The sequence below is a fragment of the Paenibacillus sp. B46(2026) genome, from assembly GCF_056786355.1.
On record NZ_CM165907.1, the window covers coordinates 6,546,823 to 6,562,359 of the forward strand.

A 15,537-nucleotide genomic window follows, 5' to 3' on the forward strand; every position below is an offset into this window, starting at 1 on the left:
TAAAAACTACAGGAATTGAGGTCTGAATAATTGAGTGGTTACCAGCACATCAAGCAGGAATTGGAAATGATGATCGAAAACAACATATGGCATGTAGGCGAGAAACTCCCTTCCGAATATGAGCTAGCCAAACATTTTAGTGTCAGCAGAGAGACACTGCGCTCAGCGATCAAGCTATTGGAGCAGGATGGCAAGCTGCTCGTCAAGCATGGGGTGGGTACCTTTGTGATCAAACCACTGCCCGGTATCCCTAGTCGACTGGAGTTTCTTCAGAGCATCGGAACCATGATCAAGTTGGCGGGGTTGACCGAAACGGATAGCAAGGAAATGATCGGTGAGGTAGATTGCACCGAGGAATGGGCAAAGGCGCTGAACGTCGAAGAGGGGTCCCAGGTTGTGAAGGTGGAGCGAATTCGATATGCAGACGGCGAAGCCGTAACCTACTCCGTTAATATCATGCCTAAGGATTTGGTAGGAGATGCTTTTGAACACGCTGACTTCTCGGGTTCGTTGTTCAATTTTCTGGAAAAAGAATGCAGTATCCATATTGCCAAAGCAGACACGGAACTGGTTGTTCCTCCTAACAAGGATAAGTATGTTGAGAGATTGAAGAATCATCAGGAAGAGACTCCAGTTCTTCTTATGAAACAATTGCATTACGACCAGCAGAACCGGGAAGTACTGTATTCCTATGATTATTTGAGAAGTGATGTCTTCCAGTTCTGGGTTCGCCGAGAACGCAAGTGACTGGATGCGGTCATCATCGATAAGACCCTTATCCGCATATGAATGGGATGAGGGTCTTATCCATGTCTTAATTAATGGTTTGATTATTGCACCTTAACAATCTGGAAGTGCTGATTTGTGCCGCCATTATCCGTCCACTGGATTGCTGCGGCGCCATCTGCCAAGGATTGACCGGAAATGTCAAGTACTTTGCCGGTACTGCGGTTCTTCAATTTATAATACCCTCCACCTACATGGACGAGCTGCCATTGCTGGCTGGCCCAGCCCCCATCATTCCATTGTTCAATGACAGCCCCATCGGTTGTGGCACCATTCTCCACCCCAATCAGTTTACCACTGGAACGGTTGATGATTTTGACATAACCGCCATCCGCATCGGTTATCTGCCATTGTTGACTTGTCGTCCCCCCATCTGATCGCTGCTCCAGATCTGCACCATTAGCGGTGGAACCTCCAATGACATTTAGCAATTTGTTACTCTTACGGCTAATCAGCTGATATGACGCATTCGGGTCCCATACATCCGGTGTACTCGCTCCAGTCACAGTCCCTGTTGCTGTATCCATCGTAATACTGCTGGCCCAGTTCATCCCCAGACTGGTTGCGCTCGGGAACGAGAGGGGCAACCAGACATACTTGGAATCCTGCACGGGTCCGCTCCAGGCACCCGCCCAGCGATCACCCATGTAGAGATAGGATGTGGTCTGTGAACCTTCTACCGGAACAACATAGGTCGATTGGGAACCATACGTTGTGCTGTCACCGAAGTTGCTGAGACTGCTCCATGTACCTGTAATGCTGGAGGCTGTAGCATATTTGGCCTGATTCGGATTCCAGCCAGTCGCACCTGAGGTGATCAGGAAGTACACACCGTCCTTTTTGAACATAGCAGGCGCTTCACGATATTGTCCGGGCCACAGTGTTGTGACAAGGGATTCCACTCCCAGGAAATCCGGGGTCAGCTTATATATATTCAGATCGGCATTCACTCGGGTCGCAGAGATTAGATAAGCAGTTCCATTATCGTTGTATACCGTCATATCTCTGGAGTCATAGCCAAGCGGACGGTAACTGCCCACATACGTGTAATTGCCATCAACCGTATTAGAAGTAGCTACAGCCACTCTGGCCTCGCCATAATCCAGACCATTCTCCTTGTGCATCCAAAGCACGTATTTGCCAGTCGTACTGTTAAAGATGACTTTCGGGCGTTCGATGTTGGAGATATTTAGCTCGGCTGCCGAGCTGCTGGTCAGCACATCATTGCGATACTCCCAGTTCTTCAGATCCGATGAACGATACACAGACACAGCCTTGAACGTTCCATTCGTATTGCGGTTCTCCCCAAACCAGTAATAATACCCGTTTGTCTTGATCATCCCGCCCCCATGGGCATGAACAACATTGCCATTGGTATCCTTGAATTGCACCCCGTTTGTTATACTGACCGGAGCAGCTGACGCATTCGGTCCGGGTGTAAGCAGCATGCCTATGGATTGCAGCACCAACAGTACAGCAAACAGATAACACAAGCGGCGGGTAAAGCGACGTGAATGTGTATTCTTTTTCAACCATCCATCGTTCATAGCCATATCGTAATGCACCTCCATGTTTTTAGTGAAGCGCTTACAACAAATTAAATCGATATGTCTCATCTGCCTCCGATCGATGATGCATTATAGCATTAGAATTCTTGGCAAGACTGGCTAGGCATTCACCTCCCTGACTCTGATTGTATGCGCCACGTCCCTGCTCGCATAGTGAACAATCCGGCTGAACATGTACAATTCATACTCCGCTCTCTCTATAAACAGCAAAAAGACGCTTCCCCCGAAGCGTCCTCTGCTATACCTGCCCTGCCCTCCATGATGTAACTGTCTCTGGTTGTATGTGGCTGTTCGTGGGCAGGTGCATGATATGATGTTTTATCGGCGTATACTTGCCCTTATTGCTTAATCTTCGTCGTCAAAATCCTGGTCGAACGACAACACTTTGCCTGTGTTGGCATCGATATCTACATCCGCTTCACCTTGAGCGGTTCTCAGCTCGATCTCATACACATAACGACCATCATCATGATCCAGCTCGACTTTGGTTACTTTACCACCTGTCACCTGCTTCAATGCAATGTTTGAAGCTTGGGATGCCGTCAGTTTGACCTGCTTGGAAGCAGAGGTGTTAGATGTGTTGCCTGTTACAGTACCTTGATAATCTTCGTCGTCATCGTAGTCTTCATCATTCACGACTGCAAGGATTTTACCTGTGTAGGCATCCAGACGAACGACAACATCATGGGTTCCTTTTCTGTCGATCTCAATTTCATAGAACGTTTGGCCGTTTCTACGCTCCAGATCCACGTCATCCACTTTACCATCGGCTGCTTTCAACGCTAGCGCTTTTGCTTGTGATGCATTCAGCATTTTGCCTGTGCTGTTCTGATTCTGTGTTACAGATTGCGTTGTTGATGTTGGTGTAGTTTGCACCGATTGTCCGTTCACATTCCCGCTAGCCGCTACGGCTGATCCACCAAGTAATACGGCTGCTGACAAGCTACCAATCCAAAGTTTATGTTTGTTCATCATCATCATTCATCTCCTCGTTTGTTGTTTTCGTTCTCGTCTACATGTATAGAATAACCTGCAGGAATGAGAGATCAGCGAGAGTTAGATTAGAATTTGATGAGAAAATGAGGAGAGTACTCATTTAACTGGTGTTCATTATGCATGTAATCTAAAATAAATGAAAAAGATGACCCCTAAATTAGGAATCATCTGTTCAACAAGGTGGAACTCTATATTCAATGGATTTCTGTACAAGTGTTAATCCTCGTCCTCATCCCAAGTCACGGAACGAATCGCTCCCGAGATGGCATTCACTTGCACAATGGCCTCCCGGCCATCCTCCAGATCAATTTCAACCAGGTAATACGGATTGCCACTATTGGTTCCACGCAGTTCAATGTCATCCACTTCCCCCGGGACCTCGGCAAGTGCCTTCTGCTTCGCTTGCTTTTCGCCCAGAAACTGAGGCTTAGGATCTTCCTTGGTCGGTTCAGTTGTCGGTGCTGCTATTGTTTTGGAGGATATCGTCTCTCCGGTATATGGATCAATCGTGAGTTCTTCACGGCTGTTATCCTTTGCCTTCACTACCGCGTTGTATACCGGACTGCCCTCTTGTTCCACAAGTTCAAGCGAAACCAATTGGTTATCCGTTTGTTGTTTTAACAACGCCGTCTTGATCTGCTCGCGACTCCATAACGTCTTCTCTTCCGCTTGCGGGTTGGACTCCAGTCGTTTGATGGAATTCACAGTGGCTGTAACGGCATCCACTTGCACATCATATAGTCCGGTCTCCGAACGGAGCTGCATGATATACGTCCTGTCCTTCAACGTGGAATTCACAATCTCGCCTGGATATTGATCCAGCACGGATTGGGCTGCCGCATCTGCCGTAAGTACCACACCAGTCGATTGCCACGGCTTCCACCAAGCAGCAGCTACCACAATCAGCACAACGAGAAGCCCTGCACCCCACCATATGGATCTTCGCGATTTTGCCCATCCGCTGTTCCCTTGTTCTTCCCGTTTCATTTCCGGTGGTCGCTGCTCATGCTCTGTCATCACATTTCCCCCTTATAGCTCTCCCCATAGCCCGAGTTCATCTGTTATATATTCGGTCTGAGTTTAGTTTCCAATGGCTACTCATAAAATGAACTAATCTTTTACACAGTAACGGAGAGGACAGAAATAACCTGAAAAAGCAAAGCGTTCGCCTTTATCCCCGGATTTTCCCCTTGAGAAAAGGGAATCAAAAAATCTGGGGATAACAGCGATTGGAAGGTTGTTCTGTCATCGTAGTGTCAGTGTGAACAATCTTTAGTTCAGTTTATATAGTATATAAGAGAAGAATGAGAATTTCATGAGAGCGGTCCGAGATGAACCGATAGGGGCAAAATAATCGAAGCTTCGGTGCCTTCACCCTCGGTGCTGGTCAGTTCAATTCGGGCCCCTACTGCACCTGCAAGTTCTCTGGCAAGAGATAACCCCAGACCTGAACCGCTTGCGCCCAAGCTGCGTGTTCTGGCCGGATCAACCCGGTAGAATCGGTCAAATACCTTCTCCAGCTCGTCCTCCCGCATACCAATCCCAGTATCCACGATCCGAATACGGCACTCTTGTCCCTTGGCTTCCAGCCTGACTTCAATCGCATCTTCACTATACTTACGGGCATTATCCAGCAAAATAAATAACAACTGCTTCAGCTTGCTCTCATCGCTGATCGCCCAGATTGGACCTGGATCTTCACACCGGACTTCACGGTGATAGGCTTCGCGAAACGCACGTGTGGAGTCTGTTGCCAGTCTTGTGATATCCACACGCTCTAACTGCACATTCCACTGCTCTGGCTGCTTCGCGAGCAGTAGCAGTTGCTCGGTCATCTCTCGCATGCGAACAGATTCGGACAGAATCGCTTCCACCGCTTCATCAAATACCTCGGGCCGCTCTTTTCCTCGCCGCTGCAGCAGACTGGCATAACTCTCAATAATGGTCAGCGGTGTTTTGAGCTCATGGGATGCATCCGAGACGAATCGCTCCTGACGTTCAAAGTTGGATTCGAGCAGGTCCATCATCCGGTTGAATGTCTGTCCCATCGTTTTCAGTTCATCCTTCGATCCTTCCTCCAGTGGAAGACGCTTGAATTGGCCGCTGGACTGAATGTCACTCATCGTACGTGTCATCTGCTGAATCGGTCTGGTCATCCGATTCGCCAGAATCCGGCTGGAGATAATGGCTGGAATGAGAGCAATAATCGTAACCGCCACAAGCACGGTTCGCAGTACAGACAGACGGTTCTCCGTCTCTGCTACACTCTCGGTGACCTGCACATTCACTACTTCGCCATCTGGCCAGATGACCGGGACTGAAACCCATACATACCCAATCTGTTCCACTTGGGTATACTCCGATTTCTTCTCACTTTCGTACTTATAGGGCAGCTTGCTCAGCTGCTCGGAGGCTGATGTTGTCGTCACCGGGGAACTGGTGCCGTCTTCATTAACGATCCGAAGCATGCCGTTCACAGGGGCGTAGGCCCGCAGCAAGTCGTCCGGCGGAATGGAGCCGGCAGACTGACGTACTCCTTTGACAATAGACTCCGCTTCTGCTTCCACCCGATTAACCTCGTTATCAATCGACATCCGTTCAAACACGATGTAGACCGACAGGTTCACCGCGATTAACAGCACAGCAAATAATACAGACGAATATCCGTAGATTTTACTGCGCAGGCTCATAACTGTTCCTTCAGGACGTATCCAACGCCCCGTACGGTATGTATTAATGGCGGTGTGAATCCGTTATCCACCTTTTTGCGCACATAACGGATGTACACATCCACCACATTGGTATCTCCATAATAATCGTATCCCCACACGGCCTGCACAATCTGGTCACGACTGAGCACCTGACGTTGATTCTGAAGCAGATACACCAATAGGTCGAACTCACGCGGAGTAAGTTCAATGGGCACGCCATCTCGGGATACCTCCCGCGTTCCTTCATTCAGTTTCAACCCTGCAGCCGTCAACCAGCCCGCCTCAGCTTCATCCTTATGCCCAGACGAGTCATTCCCTGTATCAGCAGGTGTAGACGAAGATGCGGAAGAAACAACAGACGCCACTGCACTAAGCCGTAATGCGGCCCGAACTCTGGCTAGTAATTCTTCAATCTGAAACGGCTTGGTGATGTAGTCATTGGCTCCGAGATCCAGACCAGATACCTTATCTTCCACGGAATCTTTGGCAGTGAGCATAATGATCGGAATCGTAGCATCTTTGGCCCGAACTCGGCGCAATACCTCAATTCCACTCAGACCAGGCAGCATCACATCAAGCAGAATCAGATCCCACTGTCCTTCCGCAACCTTCTCCAACCCTTCTGTTCCACTGCCTGCCTTGCCCACCTGATATCCCTCATACTGTAATTCCAGTTCAAGCAGACGTGCTATTTTGGGCTCATCCTCTATGACCAGCACGGCTTCATTCATGCAGCGCTCCCCCTCATCCCCATCGTTTCATTCTCCTGTTATCTTACAATAACATCTACAATTTGCCCAAGGCATCATCAACCGGATGCTCCCCGGCAATCAGATCAAAGGCCATCCGGTACGTCTTCTCTTCCTGCAAAGAAGCCACGATTACGCGGGCCACATCTTCACGCGGGATGCTTCCCGGCTCCAGATCGGTTCCAACTGCAATCTTGCCTGTGCCCGGTTCATTCTTCAGACCACCGGGACGTATAATCGTGTAATTCAGATCACTTGCAAACAATGCACGATCCGCATAATGTTTCGCCACGTAATAAGGCTTGATGGACTCTGACCATTTCACCCGTTGATCTGCGCCATACGCACTGACCAGAATATATCTGGAGATTCCTCGCTGCTCTGCGGCTTCCATCGTTTTCACCGCACCGTCGAGATCAATAAGCAGTGTTTTGTCCTGACCGGTAGATCCGCCAGAACCCGCCGTAAACACAATCGCATGTTGATCCTTCATTGCTTCAGCCAAATCCTCAACACTACCCTCCAGATCACCGATTACTACATCGGCACCGAGTTCTTTCAGTGCGTCCCCCTGTTCCGGTTTGCGGATCATAGCAGTGACTTTATGCTTGCCTTCCTGTACCAGCTGCTCCACCACAAACTTGCCGATTTGTCCATTTGCTCCTATAACGAATACGTTCATACGTCATGTCTCCTCTCGGTTGAACGGGCTGCTTGTTGCGGCTCCCCGTTCCTTTTATTTAGAGATGCTCATCCTATAATTTAAACGAAAACCGGCGCTTCTAAGCGCCGGCTTCCAGGTTCATATCCGTTCAGTACATCTATGAAATGTGAAGTCTTCCGTTGTCCCATTAATATGCTATATACCCTATGTGGTTTATACGCGACCTCACATCGACCACTTCTGCCGCACCTTTTTCACATCTGAATATCTGTGATTCTTTGTAACGGCCACAACCAAAAAAGACGCCCAAAAGGGCGCCCTTGAATGGCATTAAGATTAGTAAGCCAGTGCGAACAAACCGTGAATATGAGCCAGGTAACGGATGTTACTTGCTTCTTTCATCATGGTTGCAGGCAGACCTTTCAGACGAGTCTGGTTGCCACCGATCATGCCGACAGCATCTTTACGACCCAGACTTCCCAGCGTACCGGAGAATACTGGTGTGAAGGATTCCATTGCGCCACCTTTGAACATTACGCCCAGGTTGTGACCAATGGTTTCACCCATTTGCCAAGCCAATTGTGCTGTTGGAGGGTAAGGGCGAGCGCCTTCGCTAGGGAAGACCACTGCGCTGTCACCAGCAACAAACACGTCTTTGTGAGAAGTAGATTGCAGAACTTCCGTAACTTTCGCACGGCCACGATCCACTTCAATTCCGCTGTTAGCAACAACCGCGTTGCCTTGTACGCCACCTGTCCATACGAGTGTGTTCGTAGGGATGGAGCTGCCGTCTTTCAGCAGAACTTCGTTTTCTTTCATCTCGGTAATCGCTACGCCAACGATGAAGTTAACGCCACGTTTCTCAAGACTTGATTTAGCACGCTCAACCAGCTCTGGCGGGAATCCTGCCAGGATGGAAGGACCTGCTTCAACTGTGTACAGGGATACTTCTTTGAAGTCGATGCCTTTTTCTTGACATACTGCAGGAAGCAGGTCAGCGAATTCGCCAACAAGTTCAATACCTGTCAAGCCGCCGCCACCAATAACAAACGTAGCGTCTGCTTTGTTGCCGGACTGTTTGTACGCATCAAGACGCGCTTCAACGTGTGCACGAATACGGTTTGCATCGCTAACCGATTTGAGCGTGAAGCTGTACTCTTGCAATCCCGGAATTCCGAAGAATGCCGTTTCGCTGCCCAGGGCAACGACGAGTGCATCGTAAGAGTATGTGGAGCCGCTGGTCATCAGAACTTTCTTCTCGTCCGGCTTGATTGTATCCACCGTATCGATTTTCAAGTTCACGTTTTTGCCACGCAGCAATTTTTCGAGTGGAAGAGCAACTGCTTGCTCAGCAATGCTTCCCGCTGCAAGACGGTGCAGTTCCGTGATAATTTGGTGTGTAGGGTAACGGTTCACGACAGTAATTGTCGCTTCTTCCGGAGACAAGTATTGACGCGCAGTCAATGCAGTCAACAGACCGCCGTATCCTCCACCCAAGATCAAAATTTGCTTCGACATATCCATCCTCCGTTCTTCTAAGTCTTAACGTTTCGTTTGTTGACGCTCGTTCAGGATGCTCAGGAAAGATTGAGCAAAACGAAGCGATTGTTGTACGTTTGGATCTTTGAGCATTTTCAGCATGGCGAACAAGCCAACTGAAGTTTGCTCTGTTTGCGCACGATCATTGGCTTCGATGGCAGCAGAAGCTACACCTTTAGCTTTGTCTACAACAGGCTTAGCGAACTCGCCCATTGCGCTCATTGTGTCGCTGATCAGAACTTTGTCTGTTGCTACACTTTGTGCAAAGTCATAAGCTTTTGTCATAGCAGTAACCATTTCAGCCAATTTAGGCAGGTTCTCCACCAGAACGGTTAAAGACTCCTGTACCTCAGGCTTCATCAGTTGATCCAGAACGTCCAAGGACTGGCGCTCGGAAACGTTGGCACCTTCTGTAACTGGCACCTCTTGTTGAGTAGGCGATTGTGACATAAGAGAAAGTCCTCCTTTACTTTGGGATAGAAGTCCGCGACTTTCATGATGCCTGTCAAGCAGAGCCGAACCACAAAATACATCGAATACATTTAAATGTACCAAATTTCACACAATAGGATGAGCGTAGCTCAGGGCCACTCCCATATCATGCATTGTATCTTGGATCTATTGCGGACAACATGTGTTGACGCACAAAACGACAAGCAGGCCGAAACCGAACTCTATACCCTTATATTACACCTCTTACACATGAACATGAAAAAGAAATTTTTTACACTTGTGAATATATTGTGAACATTGTAACAAAATCGATTTTTTTGTCAAGCCATGCAGGCAAGCTAACGCTGCCGATCTTCCTGTCCAAGATCCGTATTCCTACCACATATGGTATTAAGACAAGATCACATATGACCAGATGTGCGATATGTACACAAGGAAGGATTGGTTTATCGATATGCACAGGAATTGTTTTCCAAATCCAATAATCTCGCGCAACGAAATTGGTCACTATCGTTATTATGCAGCTAGGGGTGCAGCCTTATTCCTGAAATGACATCATTTCTTGTTCAAGTATGAACCTATTCTGGCATGAAAGCAAAAAAGACACAAAGAAGGCCTGACGGATCGTCCTGCCTCCTGATATTTGCTTTACTATTCGCCCGATTGGATCATTTAGGCCACACCATAACTATTTCTGGGGAATGCTGAGCCATTCCTTCAAGCAACGCTTTTATTACAACGACGGCGGCTCGTTCCAACTCCTCCACTTCCAGAAGTATCGAGATAGCCTGATCGGCATGAAGCTTCTCATTAGGCAGTCCTCCATCTGGAAAAGGAAATAATACCGCGAGTGTATTTAACCTTTGGGACATGATTCGATATAACTCTTCAGCCCGAAGACAGAATGGAAGCAAGCTGGAATAGCGGGGAGTCAAAGCCCACTTTAGAGAAAGTTCTTTGAAAAACTCACTTGCATAACGTCTTGCATCCCACAAAACCGCAATGTTATAGGCGTGACCATTCGGTTCTACCCGTCTATATTCTAGGGCTTCTCTCCATACCGCATAGGCAGCCAAACCACTGACCGTATTCGGCAAGGTACTCGTATCCTCCCCACGATAATGAGCCAAAACAGCTGTCAGTGCTGCGCGCAGGTTCATTTCTCGTATCATACCATCTGATTCCGCCGCCAGTACAAATACTTCCTGATTCACACCCCGACCTACATGATCATAGGGAATTGCTCCTGATTTAATGAAATCTGTACCGTATAGGGTCCGGGCTGCATCATCGTAACCATAGATCAATCCGAATTCGGGAATATTCAGGTCCCATACCACAGCCGGAATTCCCCGATGAATGGAGTAACGTATCAGGGAGAGGGCCCGAACAAGCCTTGGATTTAGCAGCCTTTTCCCCTTCGCTTTCTCCTCTAGCATCGAAGGATCGACCAGATTGGCATTGAGCCCCGCTTCGCTCGCCAAAGCCTCAACCGCATGGGAACGATAACCCATATATTGCAATCCTCTGGTAAGCACATCTTTGAAGTTATAGGCGGTGGGTCCAGCGATATGTATGTCCTGAGGCAGGATGGTCAGACGAAAAGAAAGTCCACCCATCCCCATAACCATGGGGAGAGACGGAGATGGACCGATATAACCTAACATCTCGTGAATGGATGCTGCTGCCGAGTTCCAGGTTTGGGGAGCCCGAAACGAAAGGGGTTCCTCCAGAGTCACTCGATTTTGCCCGAGTGAATTCCACTCTGCCAGCATTTCTTCTACAGATAAATGAATATGAAGCTGAGACACTTTTTTACGTGAACGGGACAGAATTTGATACACATTGGCACTTGTCAGATTGAACTTGTAGGCTATTTCTTGCGGTGACAGCTGCTCCATCCAATATGATGTGAAGACCTGTTGTTCTCTTTCATTCAGACAACCCAACAGCCTGTGGAGATTGTTCCTCATTTCCTGCTGAGCAACAGCTTGATACGGATCATAGCCTGTCTCCTGCGATCTCCGATTTGTGTCATTCAAAAGATGATTCAGCGTCATGTCGAGCGAGTCTTGATCGCTCCATGAGGCATCATCGGCTCCAAATCCAAATGCAAAGAACGAAGAAAAATGTTGTTCCCGCTGCTGCTCTTGGCGCTGCATATGTGAGTACGCCTGATTACGCATAATGCGCTGCATCCAGGCCATAAAACGCTCAGCATTCTGAAGCTGTCCCATATGAATGAACGCACGAATAAGCCCATCCTGTAAAATGTCTTCTGCGAGATAAGAATCATACGTAAGTGATCGTACATAACGAAACAATTGCCCACGGTAACGGTGAATCAACTCTCCAAAGGCCTCTGTATCCCCCGTTTGGGCTCGTTGGATAAGCACGATGTCCGGCTCCTTTTGCCGATCCTCTAATGTCTCATCTTCCCCTGGCCTGCGATTGTTAGTTAATCCCTCCATGTATATCTCCCTTTCTTATAGCGTCGCTTCACTTTCATTACTCCATCTTCAAAATAGAAGCTTCGATCATCGCTTCCGTCTCCGCGAGTGCCACCATGATTGTCGCAGCAGCCTCCCAGTTCCGAGAGACAAGGCGGGATTGGCATTCCCCGAATTGGCGGGATTGTGCGTATTTCAAAGCAGAAAGGTCAGGATGGATTGTTTTAAAAAACAAACCATAATCATGGGCACGACGCGCGCCTACTGGCAGAGCAAAATACACATAATGAGCCCACTCATTACCATCGATTGCTCCAGCACGAACCTGTTCCGCCTTATGCAGAATGGCTGAAGCTCCGGTTCGTCCTTCCTGTGCAGCGATATCATGGGTCTGTTCTGTAAGGGTTGATTTGAACCAAGTAAAAGCCCGGCGGTTAATCTCCTCCAGATCAGGATGTTCAATGCGTTCAGGACTCCACCATCGTCGATACACACCACTACTCCATGGGAATTCAGACTTCCATGCTTCCTCAAGTTTATCCAGTGTCAGGAGGACATTGGGGAATCCCGCCGGGTCATGCAGGCAAATTTCATCGCCCTTCATATTGAGCGCCACTACATAATGATCGCAACCACCCAGGTTGGGAGAGTTGGGATTGTAGACGAGTTTGCCCATATCCAGCGGACCCATCATTACAGGGCCCTGCTTCAAAGCCTCTCTTAGCTCATCTACAGGCATCTCCGTACCCCGTGCTTGCACACTTTCGCGTACACTAAATCCCAGAATGCTCATCGCCTTGCTGATGGCCAGATCAGGACTGGAGGTACAGTCATCAAAAAATAGAAGGTCTTCCTGCGTGCGGAAAGCTCCCAGGGAAAAGCCACCGATGGTTTCAAGCAGACCGGGATCTATCTTTTCTCCAATGGACGACAGCAGCATTGAAGCTGAATTGGCGTAGCAATACGCACCATTTCCAATATAATTGCTCATATCATAACATCCTCTCATTCCTTTAATGAAGCACGCGATTAAGCAATGCCTATACTTATACTGACTCTTCGTACAGATCATTTCTGACAGAATATCCAGAACAAATTCTGACCGCCATGAAATAGTGAACGTTTAGAATGCGGACATCCCGGTTAATAAGGACTACACTAGGAACGAAGGAGATGTTCGATATGAGTGATTCAACTGGCGATAAAATCAAAGCAGGCGTAAAACAAGGCCAAAGGCGAAGTGAAGGATCAGATCGGTAATGCAACCAATAACAGATCCCTTCAGGCTGAGGGTAAGAAAGACAAAGCCAAAGGTGCAGTGCAGGATAAAATTGCCGACGTTAAAAAAGATCACTAGATCCTATTGATGCAAAGTCAGAAAGCACGAAGATTTCGTGCAATAGATCGTTTTAAAATAGCCTAACCGTCCGTATTCGGAGGAAAACTGAAGATGAGACGGAGGCGCAAAAAAGCCAAGGACGGTGTTACTCAATACACCCTTCCCTGGCTTTTTTTGTGCGTTCTATACTGCTGGAACTGCGTATCTTGCCATATCGATAATTTGCGTTTCTCGTGTTTTAGAGTTTGATGTGCTGACTGTGACTTAAGATGGTACATGTTTTATCATTTTACAAATTTTTGTTCACACTTGTGGTTCGCGGGTAATTTATAGAAGAGGTGATATGAGATGAATGAATGGAAAAAAAACATAGAGACGTTATTTCTTCAGGATAACGGTGCAATTCCTAATCATCCGACCCTGCCTGTGCTTTTGTATAAGAACGTATGGGCAGAAGAGGCTCTTCATGCAGAATCGTTGCTGAACCGTAATGGGTGGGGAAACAGCTGGTTGAATGGTGTGTTCAATTATCATCATTATCATAGTAATGCTCATGAGGCTCTTGCTGTGGTGAGTGGATTCGTGAAGCTGATTCTAGGCGGGGAAAACGGACAGAAGGTATACCTTCAAACAGGCGACGTTGTTGTACTTCCCGCTGGTACAGGGCATAAACGTCTGGAGTCTAGCGCCGACTTTCGTATCGCCGGTGCCTATCCAGGCGGCATGAGTTACAACACACGCACAGGTGAGGAAGGCGAGCGACACAAGGCTCTTCAAGAAATCCGAGAAGTTCCGATTCCGGATACCGATCCGGTCTATGGGCAGGATGGGCCACTAATCGAAATCTGGAGTGGGAAGAAGTCATAACCGATATGAAGAGAATAAAGAAAAGAATACTATTGGACAATGCACAGGCGAAGTTGGTTCAGTACTTAAACGAGAAACAAATAGACTGTTCCCCGGACAAGTAGGAGAATCATGCCGGAGTACAGTCTATTTAAGTGTTAGTCTGAACAGCTGGTATCGGAGACACTTCGTGATCATCTTCCTGTATGCGCAAGGAACTGCTCATGTCTTCCGTCTTATTTCAAACTTTGCGATCTCGTCGCTTGTTTTCTATCTGTGCGTTTCAGCCTTAGTCCCTTTCAGTGCTCGGCAAGCCGAACACTGTAATACCTCATTGCAAGTGGCTTTCCATCCATTTCAAGTTGGCCTTGCAGCACCAGTTGTCGTAGCCGGTATTCCACGAACGCAGCACTTATATGCTGACTGCTCGTACCAATCACCTCAGCCACAATACGAGCTGCTCGGATATACTTGCCTGGCTCCCAGTTCGGTGTCAGTTCCCTTACCTTCTGCATAATGTACTCGTCCAACGCATCTTCAGGCAAACTCCGAATCTCGCCATTCTCCATCATACGCAGTTGTCCGGGCTGTACCGAAAGTTCCAGCCAATCCTGTTCCAGTTTGAGGCGTTCTTCCTTGGACAGCGGCTCTTGTTCAAAGCAGACCTGCCACATCGCCAGAAGCTTCTCCGGAAGAATTTCACCTGTATGGAGCACATCGTATTGAACGTCAGGATTATTGAATAATTGCTGATATAAGCCACTCGTCTCCATAAGATATATGGGACTCTCACTGCTGCGCAATAGATGCATGGCATAGAGCAATCCCGTCTTCTCATGTGCATTATTCGAATACCAGATGGTGATTGACGTCTTGGAATCAAGAGACTGTATTGTGGAGTTAAGCTCAAATAATGATTCCAGTTCATGCAAGGCATATGCCTCACGGTCACTGAGACACATTCGTTCGGTCAGCCAGAGATGCCTGCGTTGCAATTCTGCACGATGGGTCAGATCACCTAACGGCCCTATAGCATAATCATCATCCATGGAGAAAAAGCTCCGTTTTTCCTGATCAGGTAATGTACTCATCCCCATTTTCAGACTGCTCAGAGGCGATTCTCCAAACGTAATATGGATCTCATTTGGTTTTTCGACCTCGGCGAGAGCCTGTTCCTCCAACCGCCCAAGATCAAAAGGGGTATCCATATTCCGAAACAGGGACTGTACCGTGTCCGCAAAATCCACCTTTTCGCCTTGCTTTTTCTGCTGTTTGACCACATGTGCTGATTTCATATAGAGCACACGCAGTAGTGAACGAAGTTCATCTTCACTCATACGATTTATCGTTCGACTGAATGCATAGATATCATCATTCATGCTGGTCCTCCTTCGAGCTAACGTGAATACGGCCAGAAATCTATATCTGCACACTGA

13 protein-coding genes and 1 pseudogene are annotated in these 15,537 nt (G+C 47.9%); 3 read left to right on the top strand and 11 right to left on the bottom strand.

The window, feature by feature from the left end; genetic code table 11:
* Positions 1-30 precede the first annotated feature (30 nt).
* Complete coding sequence (locus tag AC1S8V_RS29015) at positions 31-747, top strand: GntR family transcriptional regulator (RefSeq protein ID WP_482071748.1); 717 nt, start codon at positions 31-33, stop codon at positions 745-747.
* Positions 748-830: 83 nt separating this feature from the next.
* Here AC1S8V_RS29015 and AC1S8V_RS29020 read toward each other — a convergent pair whose 3' ends face one another.
* The 10 genes from AC1S8V_RS29020 to AC1S8V_RS29065 all read right to left on the bottom strand — a co-directional run bounded on the left by AC1S8V_RS29020 (position 831) and on the right by AC1S8V_RS29065 (position 12,907).
* On the bottom strand, positions 831-2,339 hold the full coding sequence (locus AC1S8V_RS29020) for an RICIN domain-containing protein (protein ID WP_482071749.1): 1,509 nt from the start codon (positions 2,337-2,339) through the stop codon (positions 831-833).
* A gap of 360 nt (positions 2,340-2,699) precedes the next feature.
* The gene (locus tag AC1S8V_RS29025; RefSeq protein ID WP_482071750.1) at positions 2,700-3,335 is read right to left on the bottom strand and encodes a PepSY domain-containing protein; all 636 of its coding nucleotides are present in this window, start codon (positions 3,333-3,335) and stop codon (positions 2,700-2,702) included.
* A 231-nt stretch (positions 3,336-3,566) separates the two neighbouring features.
* Positions 3,567-4,367 (bottom strand): PepSY domain-containing protein, encoded by an 801-nt coding sequence (locus AC1S8V_RS29030; protein ID WP_482071751.1) that lies wholly within the window; start codon positions 4,365-4,367, stop codon positions 3,567-3,569.
* Positions 4,368-4,663: 296 nt separating this feature from the next.
* Positions 4,664-6,040: a sensor histidine kinase gene (locus tag AC1S8V_RS29035; RefSeq protein ID WP_482071752.1), complete on the bottom strand. Its 1,377-nt coding sequence runs from the start codon at positions 6,038-6,040 to the stop codon at positions 4,664-4,666.
* Positions 6,037-6,792: a response regulator transcription factor gene (locus tag AC1S8V_RS29040; protein WP_482071753.1), complete on the bottom strand. Its 756-nt coding sequence runs from the start codon at positions 6,790-6,792 to the stop codon at positions 6,037-6,039. Before AC1S8V_RS29040 ends, AC1S8V_RS29035 begins: the two co-directional genes overlap by 4 nt.
* A 55-nt stretch (positions 6,793-6,847) precedes the next feature.
* On the bottom strand, positions 6,848-7,492 hold the full coding sequence (locus AC1S8V_RS29045) for an SDR family oxidoreductase (protein WP_482071754.1): 645 nt from the start codon (positions 7,490-7,492) through the stop codon (positions 6,848-6,850).
* A gap of 318 nt (positions 7,493-7,810) precedes the next feature.
* Entirely contained in the window at positions 7,811-8,992 is a 1,182-nt protein-coding gene (locus AC1S8V_RS29050) for an NAD(P)/FAD-dependent oxidoreductase (RefSeq protein ID WP_036606574.1), read from the bottom strand.
* Between the two features lie 24 nt (positions 8,993-9,016).
* The gene (locus tag AC1S8V_RS29055; protein WP_482071755.1) at positions 9,017-9,463 is read right to left on the bottom strand and encodes a DUF1641 domain-containing protein; all 447 of its coding nucleotides are present in this window, start codon (positions 9,461-9,463) and stop codon (positions 9,017-9,019) included.
* 671 nt (positions 9,464-10,134) lie between these two features.
* Positions 10,135-11,937, bottom strand: coding sequence for an RNA polymerase sigma factor (locus tag AC1S8V_RS29060; protein WP_482071756.1), 1,803 nt, complete (start codon positions 11,935-11,937; stop codon positions 10,135-10,137).
* Positions 11,938-11,974: 37 nt separating this feature from the next.
* The gene (locus AC1S8V_RS29065; RefSeq protein ID WP_482071757.1) at positions 11,975-12,907 is read right to left on the bottom strand and encodes a cysteine peptidase family C39 domain-containing protein; all 933 of its coding nucleotides are present in this window, start codon (positions 12,905-12,907) and stop codon (positions 11,975-11,977) included.
* 191 nt (positions 12,908-13,098) lie between these two features.
* Here AC1S8V_RS29065 and AC1S8V_RS29070 point away from each other — a divergent pair.
* Positions 13,099-13,273: pseudogene (locus AC1S8V_RS29070) on the top strand (CsbD family protein).
* A gap of 330 nt (positions 13,274-13,603) precedes the next feature.
* On the top strand, positions 13,604-14,122 hold the full coding sequence (locus AC1S8V_RS29075; RefSeq protein ID WP_482071758.1) for a cupin domain-containing protein: 519 nt from the start codon (positions 13,604-13,606) through the stop codon (positions 14,120-14,122).
* Positions 14,123-14,400: 278 nt separating this feature from the next.
* Here the strand turns inward: AC1S8V_RS29075 and AC1S8V_RS29080 are convergent, their stop codons facing one another.
* Complete coding sequence (locus AC1S8V_RS29080; RefSeq protein ID WP_482071759.1) at positions 14,401-15,480, bottom strand: DUF1835 domain-containing protein; 1,080 nt, start codon at positions 15,478-15,480, stop codon at positions 14,401-14,403.
* Positions 15,481-15,537 lie beyond the last annotated feature (57 nt).